This window comes from Rheinheimera lutimaris, assembly GCF_013283795.1.
GTDB classification, from domain to species: Bacteria; Pseudomonadota; Gammaproteobacteria; order Enterobacterales; family Alteromonadaceae; genus Alishewanella; species Alishewanella lutimaris.
In genome coordinates this window covers 175904-200691 of record NZ_JABSOD010000003.1, presented here as the reverse complement: position 1 = coordinate 200691, position 24788 = coordinate 175904, and the positions used below count along the sequence as shown (strand labels likewise).

19 protein-coding genes are annotated in these 24788 nt (G+C 50.2%); 12 read left to right on the top strand and 7 right to left on the bottom strand.

Going from position 1 to position 24788, the window contains the following annotated elements:
* Window positions 1-43 precede the first annotated feature (43 nt).
* The 11 genes from HRH59_RS04075 (at window position 44) to HRH59_RS04025 (ending at window position 13872) form a co-directional block, all read left to right on the top strand.
* Window positions 44-3013 (top strand): TonB-dependent receptor, encoded by a 2970-nt coding sequence (locus HRH59_RS04075; RefSeq protein ID WP_173499997.1) that lies wholly within the window; start codon window positions 44-46, stop codon window positions 3011-3013.
* A 145-nt stretch (window positions 3014-3158) separates the two neighbouring features.
* Complete coding sequence (locus HRH59_RS04070; protein WP_173499996.1) at window positions 3159-4724, top strand: tryptophan halogenase family protein; 1566 nt, start codon at window positions 3159-3161, stop codon at window positions 4722-4724.
* Window positions 4725-4764: 40 nt separating this feature from the next.
* Window positions 4765-5502, top strand: coding sequence for a SapC family protein (locus HRH59_RS04065; protein WP_173499995.1), 738 nt, complete (start codon window positions 4765-4767; stop codon window positions 5500-5502).
* 10 nt (window positions 5503-5512) lie between these two features.
* Window positions 5513-6526, top strand: a complete 1014-nt coding sequence (locus HRH59_RS04060; RefSeq protein ID WP_173499994.1) for a cupin-like domain-containing protein — start codon at window positions 5513-5515, stop codon at window positions 6524-6526.
* A 44-nt stretch (window positions 6527-6570) separates the two neighbouring features.
* Complete coding sequence (locus HRH59_RS04055) at window positions 6571-8061, top strand: tryptophan halogenase family protein (RefSeq protein ID WP_173499993.1); 1491 nt, start codon at window positions 6571-6573, stop codon at window positions 8059-8061.
* 2 nt (window positions 8062-8063) lie between these two features.
* Window positions 8064-8774: a DUF6445 family protein gene (locus HRH59_RS04050; protein ID WP_173499992.1), complete on the top strand. Its 711-nt coding sequence runs from the start codon at window positions 8064-8066 to the stop codon at window positions 8772-8774.
* Window positions 8775-8845: 71 nt separating this feature from the next.
* Window positions 8846-10174 (top strand): GH1 family beta-glucosidase, encoded by a 1329-nt coding sequence (locus HRH59_RS04045; protein ID WP_173499991.1) that lies wholly within the window; start codon window positions 8846-8848, stop codon window positions 10172-10174.
* A gap of 45 nt (window positions 10175-10219) precedes the next feature.
* On the top strand, window positions 10220-11548 hold the full coding sequence (locus tag HRH59_RS04040; RefSeq protein WP_173499990.1) for a glycoside-pentoside-hexuronide (GPH):cation symporter: 1329 nt from the start codon (window positions 10220-10222) through the stop codon (window positions 11546-11548).
* Between the two features lie 51 nt (window positions 11549-11599).
* Complete coding sequence (locus HRH59_RS04035; protein ID WP_173499989.1) at window positions 11600-12601, top strand: LacI family DNA-binding transcriptional regulator; 1002 nt, start codon at window positions 11600-11602, stop codon at window positions 12599-12601.
* 150 nt (window positions 12602-12751) lie between these two features.
* On the top strand, window positions 12752-13429 hold the full coding sequence (locus tag HRH59_RS04030; protein WP_173499988.1) for a hypothetical protein: 678 nt from the start codon (window positions 12752-12754) through the stop codon (window positions 13427-13429).
* Window positions 13387-13872, top strand: coding sequence for a DUF2269 family protein (locus HRH59_RS04025; RefSeq protein ID WP_173499987.1), 486 nt, complete (start codon window positions 13387-13389; stop codon window positions 13870-13872). Before HRH59_RS04030 ends, HRH59_RS04025 begins: the two co-directional genes overlap by 43 nt.
* A 122-nt stretch (window positions 13873-13994) precedes the next feature.
* Here the strand turns inward: HRH59_RS04025 and HRH59_RS04020 are convergent, their stop codons facing one another.
* The 6 genes from HRH59_RS04020 to HRH59_RS03995 all read right to left on the bottom strand — a co-directional run bounded on the left by HRH59_RS04020 (window position 13995) and on the right by HRH59_RS03995 (window position 21791).
* Window positions 13995-14435, bottom strand: coding sequence for a lytic polysaccharide monooxygenase (locus HRH59_RS04020; protein WP_173499986.1), 441 nt, complete (start codon window positions 14433-14435; stop codon window positions 13995-13997).
* 221 nt (window positions 14436-14656) lie between these two features.
* Window positions 14657-17275 (bottom strand): glycosyl hydrolase family 18 protein, encoded by a 2619-nt coding sequence (locus HRH59_RS04015; protein WP_173499985.1) that lies wholly within the window; start codon window positions 17273-17275, stop codon window positions 14657-14659.
* Window positions 17276-17471: 196 nt separating this feature from the next.
* Window positions 17472-19199: a glycosyl hydrolase family 18 protein gene (locus HRH59_RS04010; protein WP_173499984.1), complete on the bottom strand. Its 1728-nt coding sequence runs from the start codon at window positions 19197-19199 to the stop codon at window positions 17472-17474.
* Window positions 19200-19564: 365 nt separating this feature from the next.
* Window positions 19565-20713, bottom strand: coding sequence for a glutathionylspermidine synthase family protein (locus tag HRH59_RS04005; protein WP_173499983.1), 1149 nt, complete (start codon window positions 20711-20713; stop codon window positions 19565-19567).
* Window positions 20714-20719: 6 nt separating this feature from the next.
* On the bottom strand, window positions 20720-21367 hold the full coding sequence (locus HRH59_RS04000; RefSeq protein WP_173499982.1) for a DUF1190 domain-containing protein: 648 nt from the start codon (window positions 21365-21367) through the stop codon (window positions 20720-20722).
* A 10-nt stretch (window positions 21368-21377) separates the two neighbouring features.
* Window positions 21378-21791 carry a DUF350 domain-containing protein gene (locus HRH59_RS03995; protein ID WP_173499981.1) on the bottom strand — a complete coding sequence of 138 codons (414 nt, stop codon included), beginning with the start codon at window positions 21789-21791 and terminating at the stop codon, window positions 21378-21380.
* Window positions 21792-22013: 222 nt separating this feature from the next.
* Here HRH59_RS03995 and HRH59_RS03990 point away from each other — a divergent pair, with 222 nt between their 5' ends.
* Entirely contained in the window at window positions 22014-24089 is a 2076-nt protein-coding gene (locus tag HRH59_RS03990; RefSeq protein ID WP_173499980.1) for a M13 family metallopeptidase, read from the top strand.
* Between the two features lie 77 nt (window positions 24090-24166).
* Here the strand turns inward: HRH59_RS03990 and HRH59_RS03985 are convergent, their stop codons facing one another.
* Entirely contained in the window at window positions 24167-24748 is a 582-nt protein-coding gene (locus HRH59_RS03985) for a porin family protein (protein WP_173499979.1), read from the bottom strand.
* Window positions 24749-24788: the final 40 nt, after the last annotated feature.

Here is a 24788-nt window from a genome sequence, read left to right as displayed (position 1 = left end):
CTCATTAAAAACAAGAATCAAACATTGTCGACAGGGAACTAACATGAAATTGCACACCTTTAGAAAGACCAGACTGGCTACCAGTTTATCTTTAATTCTTGGCATGGGCGCATCTATGCCTGTGCTGGCTCAGGAAGCTCCTGCTTCATCCCCCTCTGAAATCGAAATTATTGCCGTAACCGGTATTCGGGGCAGCTTAACAAAATCTATGGATGTTAAACGCGGTTCTACCGGCATAGTCGACGCTATTTCAGCCGAAGACATAGGTAAATTCCCCGACACCAACCTGGCAGAATCACTACAACGTATAAGCGGCGTATCGATTGACCGCGTCAATGGTGAAGGCAGCAAGGTATCGGTGCGTGGTTTCGGCGCCGACTATAACCTGGTTACACTAAATGGCCGCCAGATGCCGGTGACCACCGGTTCGCGTTCTTTCGACTTTGCCAATATCGCTTCAGATTTGATCAGCGGCGTTGAAGTACATAAAACCAGTTTTGCATCTGACCCAACGGGTGGCATCGGCTCTACCATTAACATACAAACGCTTCGTCCACTGGCTTATGGCAGCACTAAAGCCATTATCAACGTAGCGGCCGTCAACGATTCATCTACTGAGGAAGGCTCATCTGTAACGCCTGAGCTATCGGGTATTTACTCCACAACCTTTGATGACAACAAATTCGGTGTACTGGTATCTGCCAGTTATCAGGAACGTGACAGTGGCAACCAACAAGCAAACGTCGGTACGGGCTGGCGTAGCTTCCCGGGCACTACCGATAACGATTTCGCCGGTGGTACCGGTGACTGGGGTGGTGTGCCGCAGGATAACCAAGTGAACCGGCCAGGTCCGGATGACGTTTACTCGGTGCCACAAACCACTATATACAAATTTGAAGAACAGCAACGCACCCGCACCAATGGTCAGTTAGTGCTGCAATATGCACCAACCGACGCGGTAAAAGCCACGCTGGATTACACCTACATGCGCAACGATATCGACACGCAATACAACGATGTGTCGGCCTGGTTTACCTTTGCGCCGTCGCAAAACGTCTGGACAGATGGCCCGGTATCATCACCACTTATTTACTCAGAAACGTATGACACCCCAGCCGATCTTTCAATGGCTGCAGGCGACTACGGTGTGCGCAATGAAAGCGGCTCGCTGGGTTTCAATATCGAATGGCAAGCCAGCAGCGCTCTTAAGCTTACTTTTGACGCGCATCAATCCAGTGCTGAATACAAACCTAACCATGAATTTGGTTCAAATAACAGCTTAAGTACCGCTGCGTTTATCCGTACCAGTGCGGCAACCGACTTCAGCAGAGATTTACCTTTGCTGGCAGTAGGTGGCGGCAACAGCGTGCAGCCATCCGATATGGTTGTTACCGGCAGCGTGTTTGGTAACGCAACCAATAAGTCTGATATTGATCAGTATCAGTTAACCGGCGAATATGTGTTTGAGGAAAAGGGTAGTATCGACTTTGGTATTGCGTTAAACAACGTCGATAACCACTCTAAATCAGTAAACGTACAGCGTAACGATTGGGGCGGTGTTGGTCAGGCAGGCGACTTTGATGAGTCATTCTTCCCGGCAGATACCATTCACGACAAATTCACAGCGAATAAAGGTGACTTCTCGTTAGCACCGGGCCAAACGTTTGAAGTGCTTGACCGCATCTTTATGTGGGACTTCGCTAAACTGCGCGACCGTGCTGAAACGCTATACACCCCAGCCGGTTATGTCGGTGCCGGTGATTGTGGTACCGATTTTTGCCCATCCACCGATTACGCCAGTGATGTCGATCGTTACACCGAAGAAAAATCGCAATCGGCGTTTATTCAATACAACTATGAGTCAGACTTTAACGGTCGCCAATACGACGTCCATGTTGGTATGCGTTATGAAAAAACCGATGTCACCTCAACATCTGCTGTAGCAAGCTATGATGGTGCCAACTGGATTGCTGAAACAGAAATTGAACTGCAGGCTACCGGATTACGTAATTTCCAGACGCAAAAAGGCGACTACGACTACTTTTTGCCAAGCATCAACTTTAATATCGAAGTCATAAACGATGTTATGCTGCGCGCGGCGTACAGTGAAACCATTGGCCGACCTGACTATGTGTCTATTCAGGGTGGTACCGTGGTGAATACGTTGGCAAACCGTGGTGGTGGCGGTGGTTCGTCAGGCAACCCAGGCTTGCTGCCGTTGGAGTCGAAAAACATCGATTTCTCCGCAGAATGGTACTATGCACCTTCAAGCTACGCCTCTATAGGTTACTTCCGTAAAGATACATCGAACTTCATCAGCAATACCGTGGTTGAATCGACAATCTATAACATTCCTAACCCGGTTGATGGTGAAAAATACGCAGAGGCCATTGCTGCGGTCGGCTCAGATGCATTAGCCATTCGCAACTACATTTTTGCTAACTACCCTAACGCCCCGGGCGTAGATGTTGCCAATGGAGTGATTAGCGGCGTAGCCGGTGAAGATAACGACTTAGTGTTCAAAATCAACACGCCGTCGAACAGCAACGCGTCTGAAGTTATCGATGGCTGGGAATTTGCCATACAGCATGTGTTTGGTGAGTCGGGCGTGGGTGTGTTAGCCAACTACACTTTGGTGAACAGCGAAAATGAATACAACAACTTCATCTTAGCTGACCAACCCGCCATTTTGGGTATCAGCGACACGGCTAACGCTGTGCTGTTCTATGAAAAAGACGGCTTCCAGGCCCGTATCGCTTACAACTGGCGTGACGAGTTCTTAAGTTCTCGTGGCCAGGAAACCGGCGCAAACCCACAATACACTGAGGCTTATTCACAAATTGACGTGTCAGCCAGTTATGACCTGCCAATGGTTGAGGGGTTAAGTCTGTATGTTGAAGCGTTAAATATCACCGATGAGTACAAACGTGTACATGGTCGCGCGAAAGATCAGGTGTTAAGCCTGGTTGAAGCCGGTCCACGTTACAGTATTGGTGCGCGTTACACCTTTTAATACCCAAGCAATACCTAACAAGGCCATAGCAATATGGCCTTTTATTTGCCGATAACTTCAATGCTGCAAACAGATACGTTATCTTAGATATGTTCTGCAAAGCAGCCAGACCTGCCTTTGGGTCTTTATAGCGGTAGATTGTCAGATGGATACAGTAATTAAACATATTGTGATTGTCGGTGGTGGCACTGCAGGCTGGTTAACTGCGGCAATACTGGCGGCTGACCACAATACTGACAATGGGCAATTGCTTAACACTGGCGCACTGCACATTACGCTGGTCGAATCCCCTGACGTTGCCACCATTGGTGTAGGAGAAGGTACTTGGCCATCAATGCGAAATACCTTGCAACGTATCGGGATCAGCGAAGCTGAATTTATTACTCAGTGTGATGCCAGCTTCAAGCAGGGCTCACAATTTAACAATTGGCGCAATAACAGCGGTGACAGTTACATTCACCCGTTTAGCCTGCCGGCGGGGATGCCGGATTTTAATATTTGCCCCTATTGGCTGCCATTTAAACAGCAGGTCAGCTTTGCCGATGCTGTTAACGCGCAGGCCCGCCTGAGTCTGGCAGGTCTGGCACCTAAACAAATCTCCACGGCTGAATACAGCTTTATCAATAATTATGGGTACCACCTGGATGCCGGTAAGTTCAGCAGCTTGTTACAACAACATGCCACCCGGGTTTTGGGGGTTAACTATGTTCGCGCGCACATTGCAGACATTACTAACACCGTGCAGGGTGACATTGCTGCCATCATTACCAAAGATGGTGCAGCAATAACGGCCGACCTGTTTATCGATTGCAGTGGTACGGCATCTTTACTGCTGGGTCGTCATTTAGCTGTGCCTTTTGTGCCACAAAAGCAGGTGCTGTTTAACGACTCTGCGATTGCTGTGCAGGTGCCTTACCAACAGCCCGATGAGGCTATTGCCTCTTGCACTCAGTCCAGCGCACAGCCGGTTGGCTGGATTTGGGATATCGGCTTACAGTCCCGTCGCGGTGTTGGCCAGGTATACTCATCAGCGCATTGTGATGATAAGCAAGCTGAGCAGCAGTTGCGTCGCTATCTGCAGCAATCAGGCATTCTGGACACTGACCAACTCACTTTACGAAAACTCAGCTTTACGCCGGGGCATTATGCGCGCTGCTGGCAGAATAACTGTGTTGCCATTGGCATGGCCGCCGGGTTTATCGAACCATTGGAAGCGTCAGCGCTGACACTGGTAGAGTGGAGCGCAAAATACGTCTCCGCCCAGCTGCCCTTGCCAGCCTCTTTAGTGTCAATAAGCGCAGCGCGAATGAATCAGGCATTTAGCCAGCATTGGCAACAGATAATTGAGTTTTTAAAGCTGCATTATGTCTTGAGTAAGCGCAGTGACCACGACTACTGGCATGATCACCGTGAGTCTTCCGGTATTCCGTCTGCACTGCAGAACCTGTTGCAGTTATGGCAGCACAAAGTACCGTCTGCCCATGATGTTACTCACAGTGATGTATTATTTCCTGCGGCCAGTTATCAATACATACTTTACGGTATGGGCTTTGAAACCCGGGGTTACCCTGAGTTAAAACCCACATTACAGAAAAAAGCCCATGGCTTATTTGAAGAGAACGCTAAACGTATACAGCAATTGGCAGCGGCACTGCCAGGTAACCGGCAATTGTTGGACAAAATACGTCAATATGGCCTACCACCCATTTAACCAGAATAATAATAGATAACCGATATCAACAGGATAAACGATGAGCAAGCATGTATTACTCAACAGCGTAGAGCATCTGGATCTAAAGGTGATTACCGCACGCGGTGCAGAATTTGGTGACAATGTCTGGTTTACTCCCACCTTTCCACTGGAGTTTCGCAGTGTGCAGGCGCATTACCCCATTTTTTTTCATAAAGATGCTGCGACCGGGCAATTTTTCTCTGTCGCCGTGTTTGGTTTTACGCACCACGAAAACCTGTTTTTACATGACGACAACTGGCGCGGCTACTATGTGCCGTTAACACTGCGCCGCCAACCGTTTTTAATTGGCAAACAAGTGGTGCGTGAAGACGGTACAGAACAGACGCAAAGCGTCATTCACCTTGATTTAGACAGCCCGCGCGTCAGTAAAGCACAAGGCGAAGCGTTATTTTTACCCTTAGGTGGCAGCAGCCCATATTTGGATGAAGTGTCCAGTATGCTCAAAACCATTCATCTGGGTTTGCAAGACAACGCCGCTTTTGTCGCTTTGCTGCTGGAGCACAAATTGCTGGAATCGTTTACCTTGGATATTCAGCTCGATGATGGCAGCAAACACCAGATGATTGGTTTTTACACCATCAATGAGGACACGCTGGCGGCATTACCTACTGACGTACTGGGCCAACTGCACGCTAAAGGTTACCTGCAGGCTATTTATATGCTGATTGCTTCGCAAGCCAATGTGCGCACCCTGCTGAAGCTGAAAAATCAGCTAAATGCCAGCGCTGCAGCCTAAGGTTACTAATATGACTGCGGCCCTTACTCCCATTGCGTCACTGCCCGCCTGCGACAATGCCAGCCTGCAGCAGATCATTGCCGGGGCAACCACTCCATTAGTGTTTAAGCAGCAATGCAAACATTGGCCGCTGGTGCAAGCAGGGTTACAAAGCGCCATGGCCGCAGCAGACTATTTACGCCAGTTTTATCAGGGTGAACCGGTAACGGCTTGTTTACTGCCTGCCGAACACAACGGGCGGATTTTTTACAATGACCAGTGCAACGGGTTTAACTTTCAGGCTGGCAAGATTGATTTTAATCAATTCCTCGACCGTTTACTGGCGCTCGCTGCCGAAGATGCCAGTACGCTGTATATGGGCTCTACCGAAATTGAGCGCTGGTTTAGTGGTTTGGCAAACGATAACAGCATTGCGCTGCAAGGTATTACCCCGCTCACCAGTGTCTGGATCGGCAACCAATCGCGCATCGCTGCGCACTATGACTTTCCACACAATTTAGCCTGTAATGTCGTAGGCTCACGCACTTTCACGCTGTTTCCACCCGAGCAAATTAGCAATTTATACCCGGGCCCAATGGAGTTCGCCCCCGGCGGTCAGGACATCAGTATGGTCGATTTTGATCAGCCTGACTTGCAGCAGTTTCCGCGTTTTAGCAAGGCACTGGCGGCAGCACAAAGCGCCACGCTGGAGCCGGGCGACGTACTGTTTATTCCCAGCATGTGGTGGCATCACGTTAAAGCGCACACGCCGTTTAATGTGCTGATAAGCCACTGGTGGCGGGACACTCCGGCGTATTTGGGCAGGCCGAACAACGCGCTATTAATGAGCGTACTGAGCTTACGCAGTTTACCCAAAGCGCAGCGCCAGGCGTGGAAAGCCATTTTCGAGCATTACATTTTTGAGCATGATGACGTCTCGCAGCAGCATATTCCCGCCGACGCGCAGGCCATGTTAACAAAACCGATAACCGAATTGCAGGCGCGCCAATTACGGGCTGACCTGCTGAACAAATTAAAGCGTTGACTGACAATGACAACATACAACGCCATAGCAGCACAGGGGAAAGCATGAATGCTTTGCAGCGTATAAAAAAAGTGGTGATCGCCGGTGGCGGTACCGCAGGCTGGATGACCGGCGCCGCCATCGCCAAGCTAATGGGCAAAACGATTGAGGTAGTGCTGGTCGAATCTGATGAGATTGGCACTGTTGGTGTTGGTGAAGCCACGATCCCGACACTGCATATCTTTCATCGCCTGTTGGGTTTGAAAGAAACCGAAGTCATGGCCGCGACCAACGCCACCTTTAAACTGGGGATCTCGTTTGAGAACTGGCATGACACAAACAAAAACTACCTGCACTCCTTTGGTTATTTAGGCAAAGATTGCTGGGCTTGTGGTTTTCAACATTTTTGGCTTAAAGGCCGCCAGCGTGGCATCGCCGAAGATATAGGTGCATACTGCACAGAGCATCTGGCGGCACGTGAAGGTCGTTTTGCTGTGCTGCCAAATCAGGATCTTAATCATGCCTATCATATGGATGCCTCGCTATATGCAAAGTACCTGCGCCAATTGGCAGAGCAGCATGGTTTAACGCGTATTGAAGGCAAAATTGCTACCGTTAAACAACATGCAAATGGTGACATTGCCGGGCTGACTCTGCAAAGCGGTGAGGAAATAGATGGCGATCTGTTCATTGATTGCACCGGCTTTAAAGCACTATTAATAGAGCAAACTCTGAACACCGGCTTTGAAGACTGGAGCCACTGGCTGCCCTGCGACAGTGCAGTCGCTGTACAAACTAAAAGCATTGCAGCACCTATTGCTTATACCCGATCTATCGCACGGGATGCTGGTTGGCAGTGGCGCATTCCTCTGCAAAGCCGGGTTGGTAATGGCTTAGTGTACTGTAGTAAATACCTTAGCGATGATGCGGCAATTCAGAGCATTACTGACAATGTTGACGGGGAGATGTTAACCAACCCCAGGCTGATCAAATTCCGCACCGGTACCCGGCGTAAACACTGGCATAAAAACTGTGTTGCTATCGGGCTGTCGGCGGGCTTTTTAGAGCCGTTGGAATCAACCAGCATTCACCTTATTCAGCGCAGCATTATTCGCTTGCTGCAAATGTTTCCTGCACACGGTATTCAAAGTGCTGATGTGGATGAGTTTAACCATCAGACTGAAGTTGAACTACTCAACATTCGTGACTTTATTATCCTGCACTACAAAGTGACAGAGCGCAGCGACACGCCATTCTGGCGTTACTGCCGAGATATGGACGTGCCAGAGTCACTGGCACATCGCATTGCGCTGTTTAAACAAAGTGGCAAAGTATACAAGTTTGCCCAGGAACTGTTTGGCGAAAGCTCTTGGATCCAGGTGATGTTAGGGCAAGGTTTAATGCCGGAGCAGTATCACCCGATAGTCGACGCCATGACAGACAGCGAACTGGACAATTTTTTAAAAACGATTCAGGCGAACGTGCAACGCAGTGTGGCGAAATACCCGCCCCATAACGACTTTATTCAGCATTACTGTAAAGCCACGGCGATGTAACCATGCAGCACTTTGATTTTGGCATAAATAACGCACTGCAACCCGTGATAGTACATCTGGGGCAGGAGCGCACGCCATTAATCATCATTGATGATTTCGCCACCGACATTGATACACTTAGGCATACTGCGCAGCAAAGTGACTTTCAACCCGATGTTAAAGCCTATTATCCCGGCCTGAAAGCACCATTACCCAAAGACTATATCGGCGCCACCCTAACTACACTTTATCCGCTTATTTACGATGTTTATCAGGTACCTAAGCAGCTAAGATTAAAACCTCAAAACCTGTTTTTCGCACTGATCAATCAACGCGGCGACAGCTTGAAACCGCTGCAATGCCTGCCGCACTTTGATACCTCCGACAGTTATTATTTTGCCTTCCTGCACTATATAAACCCGCAACCGCATGGCAGCACCGGCTTTTTCCGCCATATCCCGACAGGGTATGAGCGTATCAGCGATGCGCGCCGCGAGCACTATTTTAACTCTGCTCAACGATTTATCGACAAGCACGGCAACCCTAGACAACAGTACTTTGTAAAAAGCGACAACCATTATGAGCTGTACTATCAGGTGCCTTATCAAGCCAACCGGCTGATTATTTATCCCGGCAACTTGCTGCACTCCACTCTGGTAGATGACGCTACCGACATTGATGGCTCAGCTGTCAGTGGGCGCCTTACCGCCAATATCTTTACTAATTTTAGTTAACCCCCGGGCGAGCATTAAATGAAACGGACGTTACGCCTTTTTAGCAGACAAAAAATGAAAGCGATTACATTATGAAATATAGCTTACCTAAAGCGTCAAAATTGCTTGATAAAGCCTTCACCTACGGTGTGGCTACAGCATCCTTCCAAATAGAAGGAGCCTCAGACAGCAGGCTACCATGTATTTGGGATACCTTTTGCGCCACCGCAGGCAAGGTGCGTGACGGCTCCAACGGAGATGTTGCTTGCAACCACTACAACTTGTGGCAGCAAGATGTTGAGCTGATAAGCTCACTGGGTGTCGATGCCTACCGCCTGTCGATATCCTGGCCGCGGGTGATTCACAAAGATGGCAGCCTGAACCAGCAAGGTGTCGATTTTTACATTAATTTACTCGACGCGTTAAATGCGAAGCAAATCAAAACTTATGTCACCTTGTACCACTGGGATTTACCACAACACATTGAGGACAACGGCGGTTGGCTAAACCGGCAGACAGCCTATTTGTTTCGCGATTATGCTGACAAGATAACGCAGGCTTTAGGCAACAGGGTATACGCTTACGCCACCTTTAATGAGCCGTTTTGCAGCTCTTATCTGGGTTATGAAGTGGGTATTCATGCTCCGGGATTGGCAAAAAAAGCTTTCGGCCGGCAAGCAGCGCATCACTTGTTATTGGCGCACGGCTTAGCTATGCCGGTGCTGCAAAAAAACAGCCCACACAGCCTGAATGGTATCGTACTTAATTTTACACCAGCCTATCCGCATACCGACAGTGAGGCCGATAAAACCGCTGCCCAACTGGCCGATGACTATTTTAACCAGTGGTATATTAAGCCACTGTTCGATGGCGCTTACCCGGACAGTTTTGCCCTGTTATCTGATGAGGATAAACCGGTTATTCACGATGGCGACTTTGCCATTATGCAGGCGCCACTGGATTTCCTGGGCATTAACTTCTATACCCGTACGGTTTATCAAGCCGCCCCCGGTAAACCCTTTGCGGAAGTGAATATGGTGGATGCGCCTAAAACGGATATGGGCTGGGAAATTTATCCGCAAGCGTTTACCGATTTACTCGTATCATTGCACCAGAAATATCCATTACCGCCGGTTTATATCACTGAAAATGGCGCCGCTATGCCGGATAAGCTGGTAGATGGCATTGTCGAAGACCAGGATCGTATCGATTACTACCAGCAACATCTGTTAGCAGTGCACAATGCCGTAGAACAAGGTGTCAATGTGCAAGGCTATTTCGCCTGGAGCCTGATGGATAACTTTGAATGGGCAGAGGGCTATCTGAAACGCTTCGGTATTGTTTATGTGGACTACGCCAACCAAAAACGTACGATTAAAAACAGTGGATTGGCATATAAAGCGCTGATTGGCTCACGCTAGTCGCTTCCACAACAGGGTAAAAATAATAATAATTTTGAGGTAAGTATGGTTAGCATCAAAGAAAAAATGGCCTACGGGTTGGGCGACACAGCCAGCAATATCGTGTTCCAAACCGTAATGTTGTTTTTAACCTTTTTTTACACCGACATTTTTGGTATTTCACCGGCTTTTGTCGGCACTATGTTTTTACTGGTTAGAATAATGGATGCGGTTACCGATCCCTTAATGGGAGCTTTCGCCGACCGCACTCAAAGTAAACACGGTAAATTCAGGCCCTACTTACTCTGGTTTGCCCTGCCTTTTGGCGTGATCAGTGTGCTGGCATTTACCACACCGGATTTATCTGAAAACGGTAAAATGATTTACGCCTTTGTCACCTACACCTTGTTAATGATGGTTTATACCGCCATCAATATCCCTTACTGCGCACTAGGCGCGTCCCTTACCGACGACCCTAAAGAGCGGGTATCGGTACAAACTTATCGCTTTATTTTTGCCTTCATCGGCGGTGTACTGGTTTCAGCCTGCACCTTGCCGCTGGTGGAGTATTTTGGCCAGGGAGACAAAGCAAAAGGCTACCAACTTACCATTATGGCAATGAGCATTTTGGGCGTGATGATGTTTTTAATTTGCTTCTACGGCACTAAAGAGCGTGTTATCCCGCCTAAGGAGCAATCCGGCACTTACCTGCAGAACTTTAAAACCCTGTGGCAAAACGACCAATGGCGTGTACTGGCGACAGCAACACTTTTCTTAATGAGTGGCTTTGTCTTGCGTACCACCCTTGCTATTTATTACATTAAATATTACCTGGAAATGCCTGACAGTATTTCACTGATTATTACGCTGGGTATGTTTGGTAGCATTATTGGTTGTATTGTCGCTAACCAACTGGCAAAGCGATTTTGTAAAGTTAAACTGTATATTGCCATTCAACTTGTTGCGGCAACCTTATGTGCAGCTAGTTTCTTTGTGCCGGCAGAGCAGGCCATACTGGCGATAACCTTGTACGTATTGTGGAATATGGTGTTTAACACCGGTACGCCTTTGTTGTGGGCAAAAATGGCTGACGCAGTTGACTACGGCCAGTGGAAAACAGGTATCAGAACCACAGGCATGGTGTACTCTTCCATTGTATTTTTTATCAAATTAGGTATTGCTATAGGCGGTGCCACCGCAGGTTGGCTGTTAGCAGGATACGGCTATCAGGCTGATGTTGTGCAAAGTGATGCCACTAAAACCGGTTTATTATTGTCATTTAGCCTGTTCCCGGCTATCGGTTCAATTGCCGTTGCCTTTATAATGCGCTGGTACTTGCTGGACAATAACAAAATAGCGGTAATTAGCCGGGAATTGAAACAAACGACAGAATAGTGTCGGCAACTCCTTTGCATTTTTATTGGAAAAATAAGCGACTGCACAACTATGGCAACAATTTATGATGTGTCTCAACTGGCTGGGGTGTCATTAGCCACCGTATCCAGGGTGATGAACAAAAACACCAATGTCAGTGAAAAAACACGGCAAAAGGTGCTTGATGCCATGGATAAGTTGGGTTACAGGCCCAACACCTTTGCCCAGTCGCTGGCGTCTAATTGCTCTAACAGTGTTGGCGTGCTGGTATCGCAATTAGACGGCCCTTACTATGGCCCGATGATGGCTGAAATTGAAGCATCTCTGCGTTTAGAAAACAAACACGTTATTATTGCCGTAGGCCACAGCGATGCTGCGCAAGAAAAAGATAGCGTGGAGTTTTTATTAGACCGCGGCTGCGATGCATTAATTTTAGACGTGGAAGCCGTATCCGATGAATACCTGATCAATCTGAGCAAAGGCCCGACGTCGATTGTACTCATCAACCGGTACATTGAGCAAATTAACGAGCGCTGTATTTATCTGGAGAATGAGTTAGGCGGTTATATGGCTACCCGGCATTTGATCTCGCAAGGCCATCGTAATATTGCCTACATTTCCGGACCCGCCAAAAAACACGATGCCATTGAACGCTTGGTGGGTCACAAGCGCGCGCTAAGCGAAGTGAATGTCGATTTTGACCCTGCGCTGTGCTTCGAAGGTGATTACCGCGAGGAAGGCGGCGTAGACGGCATGACTTATTTGTTGCAACAGCGGCCGACAAAACCCTTTACCGCAGTAGTATGCGCCAACGACCAAATGGTATCAGGTGCAATATCAGTGTGCTTAGAACGGGGTATGTATATTCCGCAAGATTTATCTTTCGTCGGCTTCGATAACATCCCCTTCGCCCGCTATGTGTCGCCTAAGCTAACCACGGTAAACAACCCCATACATGAAATGGGAAAAATGGCGGCACTGTGGCTACTGAAAAACCTTTACAACAAAAACATCGAAGTTAATAACGTTTTTATGCCGGAACTGGTAGAGCGCGAATCGTCAATACCGGTTTAAAATATCAACTGCTTTGATATCGGTTACAGGACACAAAGTAATGTCCTTGCTCGCCCGGTCGGATAACATGCATAAGTCAGCCGGAATATCCCCCTTAAACGAATAACATACTTTTTAAGATAACTGCCTTGTCGCTATGGACTGCCTGATATGACGAAACCGCATTATTTTTACGCCACGCTACTGATTGCAATACTGATTTTTATTGCCTGCATTATGATGAACGGCCCGATGCGACCGGGCTTACCGGTAGGTGATGACCTTGCTACAAGGCTTAATTACATCAATAACAACCTTCTGCTATGGCAACTGGGCTGGCTAAGTTGGATGCTGGCCGCGCTCAGTTTACTCGCCTTTGCCGTTATGCTGTCTACCGCGCTGGAGCCGGGCGCCGCCCGGCAGTATGGTGTGTTGCTGGTGGCGCTTGGCATGGCGCCGGATCTGATGGCCGAAACCCTGTACGCCTTTGTCATGCCTCATATCGCCATTACCGATGTTGCCACACTGCAGTTTATTGATTTACTTGCCATGCACCTGACCGGCTTTCTTGGTAACGGCTTATACAACATCGGCGGTATGCTGCTAACGTTGGCGCTGTTAAAGCAGCAACCGGCGTTAAAACTCTGGCTATACCCCGGCATAGTGGTCTGGCTATTGGGCCTGGGTTTGTCGGTTAGCGTAGCGTTGCAGCAGCTGAAACTGGCGGAGTACTTTACCGCCGCCAGTATGGTGCTTAGCACCGCCTGGTTTGTACTGATTGCCTGGAAGCTGTGGGGGGGCAAACCATGTACGCCGCGCTTAAGGTTATTCATATCGGCTCACTGGTGATGTGGTTAGGCCCGGCGCTGGGATCCTGGTTGGTACTGCGCTATATGCAGCAGCAGGAAGGCGAGTTATCAGCTGCCACCGCCAAAGTGTACCGGGTATTTTTCTGGACGCTAACACTGGAACATATTGCACTGGTTACCCTGCTGTTAAGCGGCGCCGGCGTGGCTTTTATATTCGGTTTTATCAGCATGCCGTGGCTGCAACAAAAGCTCTGGCTGGTGCTGCTAATCATAGTACCGCTGGAAATAGTCGATATCTGGCTGGGTAACTGGAAGGTAAACCGGCTAATCGCCAGGCGCAGTGCCGGTACCGCCTTAACAGCACGCCAGCAGGCGCTGGTGCAGTTTTACCATAAAGCTTTTACCAATCTGGCACTGATCACCCTACCGGCAACCGTGCTGGTGATTATGTGGCTGGCCGTGTCGAAACAAGCGCTTTGGTGAGTTTAGAGTAAACAGCTCTAATTTCTACCTACCCCCGGGCGCCAACTTCGGCCGGGGTCTGCAAGTTCACATAAGTGCCGTTATCAAACCACAGTGGCGGCGGGTTGTCGCCGCTGCCGGCATTAAACTTGCCAGAAGCTGGGGTTATGCGGTGTGGTGGCGCGAAAGCGCAGTGTTAATTCGCTGCTTGTCGCCAGATCGACAGTGGTGCGCTGCCATTCAGTTGACGGAATATCGATACCGCTCTTGCGGCTGTCGCCGGCAGCGCACAGGCTGCCATCGCTAACCACGCTTTGTACGGCGGCCATATTGCGGTAATCGCCGACGTTAGCAGAAAATTCATGATGTTGCGTCAGCATATAGCCGCCGGATTGCTGGTAAGCAGCACGGCAAGCTGCATTGGGAATACCGCTGCCATCGGCCGGCCACCAGTAGCCGCCGTCGTCTTTACAAATTTGCTGCCGGGCTTTGGGGTAGTCGACATAGCCATGGCTGCTGGCCTGCAGGCTGATAAATAGCAGGCTGGTTGATAGGATTGCTGGGATTAAATGGTTGGGTTTCATCTTTGGATCTCCTATGCTGCCAAGACGTTTCAAGGCTGCACTGAATTCGATATTGGTGAGGGGCGTGACCTTGGCAGGGCGGCGCAGAGTGTCTGAGTGCCCGCCCGGGCGCGAGTTGCTGCGACGAGCCTGAAAAGTGTTACCCGCTCACCGCATTACCCGAAACCCAAAACCTGGGAAAAGCGGTGAGCTTTCAGCCCAACCGCCCGGATTATTAAGTGCTATAAATTACAGATAAAACTCCAGCTGCCATCACTGCCCGGCACCGAGTTAGTCCACCAGTTGGCTTTATACACGCCGCCCTGGTAAGACAAATGATCACCGCCACTGGCGTGACTTGGGTTGCCGGCCCAATCGGTTTGCGGCCACTGCGGGTAAGGGTGAATGGTGGCCGTAATACCACCGCAACTTTCACCGTTACCACCGTCGCCGCCGTCACCACCATCTCCTGTGCCAATACTGACAACAGGCAGCTGCGGATACTCTTCGGCAAAGGCATAGTCGCTGCCATTAGCGGTTAATACCCAGTTTGACGGCATTGGCATTGGCAGCTGATAATTCAGTGTTACCGTGACACTTTCACCGCTGGCGACAGCTAAATAGGCCGGCAAAGTAAAGGCGACGCGGTGCAGATTGTTGTCAAGGCCGCCGATATTATTGCCACTGGCGTTGCGGCCACTCTCTATTACCGTTAAACCAAAGCCACTTTGATCGCTGATGCTATCCGGTATGGCGGTGGGCACATCAAAGCTGATACTGCTGCCACCCGGAATAGTGCTGTCGCTATGGTTGGTTAAGGTCAGCTTGGGGTTAATCGGAAAGTTCTGATCGCCCGGTTTAAAATCGCTGATGCTCAGACGGATATCGGCTGCCTGTGTTGGCATAGCGCGTTCAGCTTTTACTGCACCATAAGGTGTGGCGCCGTTAAAGCTGTTATAGAACTGCGTGGTCAGGGTGTTGCCGATAAAATACTCGCCTTTGGCAGCATTCCAGCCGTAGTCGCCGGCCAGCTCCCAAAACATTACACCGCCGATGCCGTTATCAATCACATACTGCGCTTTGGCGGCGATGCTTTGCTCGGTTTCTACCGATAAAAACACCTGTTTCTGCGCATTCCACAACCAGGGCGCCACGGCCGTCGCATCATAATGCCGGCTGTAGCTGCCGGTTAGTTGATGTTCAGGATTGGTCGGGTCTAAATCATACAGGCTGAAGTAGCTGGCGCTGATGCCTTCGGCCAGGTTCATGGTATGCCAAAGCGGGTTAGAGCCAGCCGGCATTTCATTGCCCATGGTGTTTTTATCGTGCCACAGGTTGTCGATGCCCACAGCGCCGTTACCGCATTTGCTTACTGTGCTGCCACCGGTGCCGGGTGGGCACTGGCTTTGGTTGGGTAAGGCTGCGCTGCCCCAGAGGCCAAAGTTACCGCCTTGCACATCTTTCCAACCGCGGCTGTAGTAAGGAATACCAATATTAATACGGCCGGCGGGCATGGTGCCGCGGAAATAGCGGTACGCCCAGTCGGTATTCAGATAACCAATATTTTGGTATTGCGCGGTATTGTAGTAGTTCCAGGCGACTAACTCTGCATCTTCGCCGGTATCGAACAGCGCGGCGTTATGGCCGACAAACTGGTTCCAGGCACCGTGCAGGTCGTAACTCATAATATTAACGTAATCCAGATACTGGGTAACCTGAAATGCTTCCATACCGCGCAGCAGGTAGCCGGACGACGGTGAGGCGATGGTCAGCAGATAATGCTTACCGTCTGCCGCACCGGCGGCGTCCAGTTTTTGCCGCAGTACCTTCATCAGCTCAACATAAGAGCGCATAAGGCCGCCACGTAAACCATTTGCCAGTGCAAAATCGTCCGGGTTACCTGCGTCGTTCATGCTGGTGGGGTATTCGTAATCAATATCGACACCGTCAAAGCCGTATTGGCGGATAAAGGCCACGGCTGAGTCGGCAAAGGTGTTAATACCCTGATTGTTAATACTTAAGTCGCTGTTGGTGGTCATGGTATAAAAACCGCCACTGGCAATGCGTTCGCCGTTACTGTCAAAATAACCGCCGCTTTCTGCCCAGCCACCCACTGAAATCAGCGTTTTAACATGCGGATGCTGCTGTTTGTACTTTTGCAGCAAGTTAAAGTGGCCTTTGTAGGGCAGGTTGGGGTCAAGCTCTGCGCCGGCGATACCCGGCCATTCCATGCCGGTAGAGGCATTGTTGGCGTCAGTTGCATCGCCAACCGAGATTTGATTAGCGCCATTAACATGGGCAAAGGCGTAGTTAATATGGGTAATTTTGTCCCACGGAATATCGGAGGCTAAATAGGCCGGCTGGCCGTTTTTACCATGACGCCAACTGGTAAAGTAACCAATAATGCGCCGCGGATGATCCGGGCTGATAATCTCGCGGCCATTGGCGTCATACACCGTACAGTACGGCACCGTAATGCCGGGGGTTTGGTATAAGCCATCGGGCCGGCAGCTGCTGTCGCCCGGTACGCCGGGATCCGGCTCAGGTTCTGGATCCGGCTCGGGTTCCGAGTCTGGTTCAGGATCTGGCTCAGGCTCCGGGTCTGGATCCGGTTCAGGCTCAGCACCATCACAGGCACCAAGCAAGCTCCACTCCTGATAGGGCGCAGAATGGCTGAGCGGGTCGTTGCCTTGTGTCCACCAGTTAGCCTGAAAGGCCTGTTGTTGCTGTTGTACCTGAGCGCCGCTGCTATAGGCGGCATCGTTTTGCCACTGCGCCAGATTGCTGCAATCAACCGCGCGGGCAGAAAAAGCCGCTGTACTGGCCAACGCCAGCAGCGACAAGGTTGTAGTTAGTTTCATATTTAAGTTCCTGCAAAATGCCGGCTATACCCGTCGTGCTTGAAGCGGCAGCTTTGTTGACTTCGCTTGCTCGCCCCAATCACATAGTTTGTCTATGCTCATGGGGTCTCGCTCACTCGTCGCCTCACTGCAACTCCAATCACTTAGGTTATAGAGCCCGAGCCAACTAAGTAGCATAGGGCCGCGGCAATATTAGTTATTGCTGCGTATGGCCTAAGCCTTCATGCATCGCGTTTAAAATATGGCCGTTATCGGCATCGATTTCCCAGGCGAAAATGCCGCCCAGCTGATGCTGCAGAATATAGGCGCCTTTCTCACGTACCGAGCGCTTGGTATCGATACTGATCAGCGTGTTGGTCGCAGGGTTCCAGACGTAACTGGCCTTGGCAGTGTCATCCCAGCCTACAGTAAAGCCATTAACGCCACTGGCATCCGGCCCGCCCATAAAGTCGGCTTCTATTTTCTTGTAGTCCATAATGCCGCGCTCCCAGCCGCCGGTAATGCCATCACCGCCGGTGCCGGTAAACGGATTACCGCCGCTGGTGCCCGACACATTCTGCCAACCACGACCATACATAGCGGCGCCCAGCGCTATTTTGCCGGCCGGTACACCGCGATTAAGCAGGTACTGCACCGCTTCATGCGCACTAAAGCCACTGATAGGTGAGTTAGGTGATGGGTAGAGCCCGGTTTGGTGGCCTAACACGCCGTTCCAGGCACCGTAGTAGTCGTAGGTCATCAGGTTGATGTAATCCATGTAAGGTGCGGCATCTTCCCAATCCACTACGCTAAGTTTCTCCACGCCGCCCGACATCGCTGCGGCCAGCTCGTATTCGCGGCCTGTTTCCACTTCAAGTGCATCCAGCGCAGCGCGCAGTTCTTGCATTAAAGTGGCAAAACCGGCGCCATCCTGCGGGCTACCCAATTCTGGTGTGGCACCGCCGCCGCCCGGGAATTCCCAGTCGATATCAATGCCGTCAAAGAAATCGTAGGTGCGGATAAAGTCAATGATGGAGTCAATAAACACCGCACGGGCTGCCGGGTTTACGCCAACCTGATACAGCGGATCAGATAAGGTCCAGCCGCCGACAGACGGCAGAATTTTGATATGCGGATGCGCTTGTTTCAGCCGGTACAGCTCAGCAAAAATACCGCGGATTGGCTGATCCCAGACATCACCCGGGTAGCCTTTTTCCAGCGCGGCAAACTTGTCGTGCACCACCACTGAATAATCCGGCTTACCAGCGCACTGGCTGTTTAGCGCGGCATAACCTTCCGGATTCGCCTGGCGCAAACCCTCATTCGGGCCGCACAGCGGGATAAAACCATAGTAAATATGGGTCAGGTTTTGTGCTGGTATATCAGCAGGGTTAAAAGCGCGGCCATAAATGCCCCATTCAACAAAATAGGCACCGACTTTTTTGCCTGTGCTGTTGTTATAAGCGACGTTATTTTGCTTTAACGGATGCGGCCAGGCGGTCATATCCAGATCGGTCCAGGGGTCAAAGCTGCCATCGCCGCCATCTCCACCATCACCACCGCCGGCGCCGCTGATATTTATCGTGGTGATGCCGCTTTGCGCGCATTCTTCAGTGGCGCCATTTACCTGACACAGGCTGACTTGTAGCTGGTAACTGCCGGGCTGGGTAAAGGTTAAGCTGGTGTTGCCCGTTTGCGCATTTTGGCCGTTTGGCGTAAGTATTGCGTCATAGACAACGCTGTCATTTTTCTGCAAATACCACTTATTGCCGTTGGTGCCCCACCACATATCCCAACGTATCGGCACCTGCACACTGCCATTTTGCAGTTGGTAATCGGCCGGCATCCAACTGATCACCGGGGCGTTAGGTGTGGCAGCCTGAACACTGGCTGCCAGTAACAGCAATGATATGCCACTGTAGATTTTAACTGTTTGTTTAAACATAACTTCCTCCAATGGTGTCGCTTATTTTTTTATCTTTTTTATTCAGGAGACGTTGCTTGATACAACCGTGTAGCAATGCCTTGTTTTGCACATTTTATCTGTTGCCTGCCTGACGTTACTGCTCCGTGTCGTTTAGAAAATGAGCGGTATTGACTATGGCAACAATGACAGCGTTGTCAAAAAATGCTGGTAAGATTTCGATGATATTTTTATGATGAATAATTAACTGACTGAATTAACTGTAAAAATAATTAATTTGACGTGTCAGAAAATCTTACACATTATTGGGCCAAAAATGCGGTTTTCGGGAAGGTTGTAAACGGATGCCACAGTGCTGTAATCATCAGTTGTGGCATCATACCGGTTTAGTCGAGGATAATATGTGGGATAAATCTTGAGCTGTCTTTGGTGATCAGGCTGTTGTCTTCGCGGATACAAATACCGGCCGCGCTGTCGCCAACTACCCAACTGCCAATCAGGGTGTAGCTATCGCCAAATTTTGGCAAAGGTGCCAGCTGTTGGCGAATATAGCCACTGTCGTTGTAAGGGCCATCTTGCTTAAACGTTTTGCCCTCAGCAGTAAGCAGTTCAATGTTAGCGCCTTCACGCGATAACAGTGGCTTACGCAGCCAGCCGTTTTGCAAGCTACTACCATCATCAAAAAAGGCCGGCAACAGGTTGGGGTGGCCCTGATACTTTTGCCACAGTAGTGGCAATATACCTTTGTTTGACAGCAGGCACTTCCACAGCGGTTCGATAAACTGCGTTTGGCTGGTTAAAATAGTGCCGGCGAAATCTTCCTGCAGCATAAACTCCCACGGATACAGCTTAAATAAGCCGTGAACAGGAAAGCCGTCTAAATCGACCAGTTGGCCATCGATATCACCCAGTTGCTCCAACTGAATATAGCGGCAGTTCAAACCGGCCTGCAGCGCAATGTCCATCAGGTAATCTACTGTGCCTTTATCTTCGATACTTTCGGTCACACTGGCAAAGTAGAACGGCTGTGCCAGGTTAAGCTCGCCAAAGGCTTGCTGCAGTTTGTCTTGCAGCGAATTGAACTGGTCGGCGCCTTGTGGCAGCTCGCCGCGCATTAATTGATCTTCTAACCACACCCACTGAAAAAAGCCGGTTTCATACAAGGAGGTGGGGGTGTCGTAGTTTAGCTCTAACAGTTTGGCGGGCCCGCTGCCGTTATAGCTAAAATCCATTCTGCCGTACAAATATGGCTCTTTTGCCCGCCAACTGGCAAGCACCGCATCCCAAAAGCGTGGCGGTATTGCCAGTTGCTGCAGCTTTTGCTCATCGCTAACGATATCATCGACCAGATCCAGCGCCATCTGATGCAACTCTTCAGTGGGCTGTTCCAGATCCTGCTCTATCTGCTCAAGGCTGAACTGATAGTAAGCTGTTTCGTCCCAGTAGGGTTCGCCGTCAAAGGTATGAAAATTAAAGCCGACGCTTTCGGCAAAGGCTTTCCAACCCGGCCTGGGGTTACTGTTTATGCGTTTCATCAGCGATTAACCACCATAACTGCCAACATTACGCTTGGCCGCCTGGGCACCAAAGCCGCCACGGCGTGCCATAGTGGCCGGTTTCGGTTGCACTGCCGACGGACGGATACTGGTTGCGCCGGGTTGTGACGCTACCGGTGTGTTAGTGGCAGTGCGGAAAGTACCGCGGTCGTCGCGGGATTTGTACAGCGGCTGGTTAGCTACCGGCGAGCGGTTGGTGGCAGCGGATTGCTGCTGCGGTGTGCCGGCCATACCGCCGCGGTTCAACATTTGCCCGGCCATAAAGCCCATCATCATTGGCATAAAAAAGCCGCTGCTTTGCTGGCTTTGCGGTTGGCTTTGTTCGCTACTGCCTGTTGCTACGCTATTGTTTGCTGCCAGTACCGGTGCAGTCTCGCATTGGCCGCTGCCAAAGTCGGTTTCGCATTCTTGTTTGCTGGCATAGCGCGGCGCTACCTGTGGGTGCAAGGCTTTAGCCTCGGCAAAGGCGGCTTTGCATTCTGCCGGCGGGTTGTAATAGGCGGCGCATTCGTCCGGCGTATTAAATACCTGTACCTCTACCGGTTTTTCGCCACAGCCGGCCAGTACCATGCCGGCGGCCGGCACCATCATTATTAAACGGGCCGTTTTGCTGCGTTTAAATGTTTTGCTCATAGGGTGCTCCTTAATAACTCATACAGGCGGCGTTTAGCATACCGACAGTAATTGAACAGCCGGCAGAGAACATGCCTGCCGCCAATTCACCCCGGGTAATACGTTGTGGCAGTTGTTTTAGTGCGGCGCTACCGATTATAAACGTCAACACTTGCACCACTAAAGCCACGCCGCCCCAGATGGCGCAATCGAGCAGCGACATAGAGTGGGTAATAGCACTGGCCAGCGGCCAGGCAAAACCAATAATAGCACCGGCAAAGGCTATTGCGGCGGCCGGGTTATTAGCGCGGATAAGACCGAACTCGTCATGTGGCGTTACCCAGGTATACAAACGGATAAACAGCAGCAGTAACACCACGGCCAGGGCAAAATAAGCGGCGAAGGCGGGTAAGCCGGCAAGTGAAGATAAGGCGGTATCTAACATGGTAAGTCCTGTGGTTAAAACGTCTGGCGTTGATCCTGCGCAAAAACATGGTGCAGTTCAAGTTAAATCGGCTGCCTGCGCTTGGTTATTTATCGCAGCCAGGCTTGCGCTTAACGGCTATTGGCTGGACAGCGCTGATCCGCGCTCTACACTGGCACTGTAATTAGCAGAACAACATTAGTTAAAAATAACAATAGAGTTTGACCGAACCAGGAACCCAAAATGAAAAAAATAACCACCGTCGCGCTAAGCATTGCGCTGGCATTGAGTGCAATTGGCTGTACTCAAAGTACAACACCTGCCGGCAATGCAGCAGAGCAAACCAGCACCGCACAGAACCCCGCCGGTTTAAGCTCGGGCATTACGCTGGCCAATATGGATACCAGCGTGGCACCGCAGCAGGACTTTTTCCGCCATGTGAATGGCAAATGGCTGGATAGTACCGAAATTCCCGCCGATAAAGCGCGTTGGGGCAGCTTTGATGAACTACGGGAGAACGCCGAGAAGCAGGTATTAGCCATAGTGCAGCAACTGGCTGCAGAGCAGCATGCCAAAGGCTCGGACGAGCAGAAAATTGCTGATTTATATCAATCATTCCTGGATGAGCAACAGGCCGAAGTGTTGGGCTTAAACCCACTGCGCGACGAGCTGGCGGCGATTGAAAATGTAACTGATCATAAAGAACTGACTACATTGTGGGGCAACTGGCAGCGTTATCGTATTGGTACGCCGGTAGCAGTCTATGTTGGTCAGGATCAAAAACAGTCAGATCAGTATATTACCGGCGCTTCGCAAGCGGGTTTAGGCTTGCCGGACCGTGACTATTATTTAAAAGACGATGCGCGCTCCAAAGAGCTACTGCAACAATATCAGGCCTTTATTGTCAAGCTGTGGACTCTGGCTGGCTTTGATAACGCCGAACAAGCTGCTGCGGATATCGTCGCGCTGGAGAAGCAAATTGCTGCGGCCCAGTGGAGCCGGGTGCAAAACCGCGATCGTAACGCCACCTATAATAAACTGACGCTGGCTGAGCTAAGCAAATTAGCGCCGGGTTTTAACTGGCAAGCATTTTTAACGGCTGCTGGCCTTGGCAATATTAATGAACTGGTGGTGCGTCAGCCAACTTACTTTACTGCTTTTGCCAAATTGCAGGCGCAAACATCAGTTGAGCAGTGGCAGCAGTATCTGAAGTTTCATTTACTGCGCAGCAATGCCAATAACCTGAACAAAGCCTTTGCTGATGCCAGTTTCGATTTTTACGGCAAAACCTTAAATGGTCTGCAAGAGCAGCGTAGCCGCGAGAAGCGTGCTGTTAGCCTGGTCGACAATAATCTCGGCTTTATGGTGGGTAAAAAGTATGTCGAACAATACTTTAAGCCGGAAGCCAAAGCGCGGATGGATCAGATGATTGAAAATCTGCGCGGTGCGTTTCGCCAGTCGATTGACGAACTGGAATGGATGAGCCCGGTAACGAAAAAGCAGGCACAAATTAAGCTGGCTAAATTTAATACCAAAATTGGCTATCCGGACAAATGGCGTGATTATAGCTGTGTCGAGATAAACGCTGCAGATTTAATCGGTAACTTGCGTCGCAGTGCTGAGTGTGAATATCAGCGCACTATCGAGCGTTTAGGTAAGCCGGTTGACCGCAGCGAGTGGGGCATGACACCGCAAACGGTAAATGCCTATTACAGCTCGACCATGAATGAAATTGTGTTTCCGGCGGCTATTTTGCAACCGCCATTCTTTAACGTCGATGCAGACGATGCAGTGAATTATGGCGCTATTGGCGGCGTTATCGGCCATGAGTTTACCCACGGCTTTGACGACCAGGGCCGTCGTTCAGACGGTGACGGTAACCTGCGCGATTGGTGGACAGAGCAAGATGCGGCACAGTTTCAGCAACGTGCCCAGTTAATGGTCGATCAGTACAGCAGCTTTAATCCGATAGATGACTTACACCTGCAGGGCGCACTGGGCTTAGGTGAGAATATCGCCGATCTGGGCGGCTTAACGGTGTCTTATAAAGCCTATCAAAACTCGCTGCAGGGTAAGCCGGGCGAAGTAATCGATGGTTTCACGCCGGAGCAGCGCTTCTTTATGGGTTGGGGTCAGGTATGGCGTATTAAATTCCGCGACGAAGCACTGCGCCAACAAGTGATTACCGGGCCACATTCACCGGGCATGTATCGCGTGCTGGGTACCTTGTCGAATATGCCGCAGTTTTATGATGCGTACGATGTAAAACCGGGCGATGGCATGTACCGCGATGACAAAGTGCGGGTAAAAATCTGGTAAATTTTGCTAATTTAGCCGGTAAAGTACAGGGGCGTTAAGCCCCTGTTTTATATTGACTAATTTACCGGGTGTGTTGCTTAAAAGCGATAATTAAGGCCAACCGTCATCAGCGATACATCAGACTCAAACAGGCCATCGTCTTTGTCTTCCAGCTCTGGCAAAATAGTGTAATCCGCCACCAAACTCAGTTGCTCTGTCAGGTTAAAGGCAGCACCGGCACCATAGATAACACCTTTTTCTGTGCTGGTTTCTGACCCTGTCAGCCCCGGGATATTATAGGTAAGTGCGTAGCGGGTTTCGCCGTAACCGGCGGTGGCGAATAGAGAAAAACGCTCGCCCAGTGGAATACTGCCGCGTGCCATTAACGCCATATGGCGGTCAATTTCAAACTTAGCTGAATCGCTGCCGTCAATGATATCTTCGTCCTCAATACCTTCAGCATAACGGGCTTCCAGCGCCAGAAACTGATTTAACTGATAACCGGCGCTGACACCGGCAACGCCGAACTTTAAATCTGTGTCGGCAAAATCAGACTCCAACTCTACTTTATGCTGACCGTAGTGCCCGCCAAGATAAAAACCGCTGTCCTGCGCTTGTGCGTAACCCGCTGTGGCAACAAAACTACCTGCAAGCACAACAGTAGGGATTAGCTTAAACATAGTGACTCCTCATATGAGTTTGCGAAAATCACTAACAGGT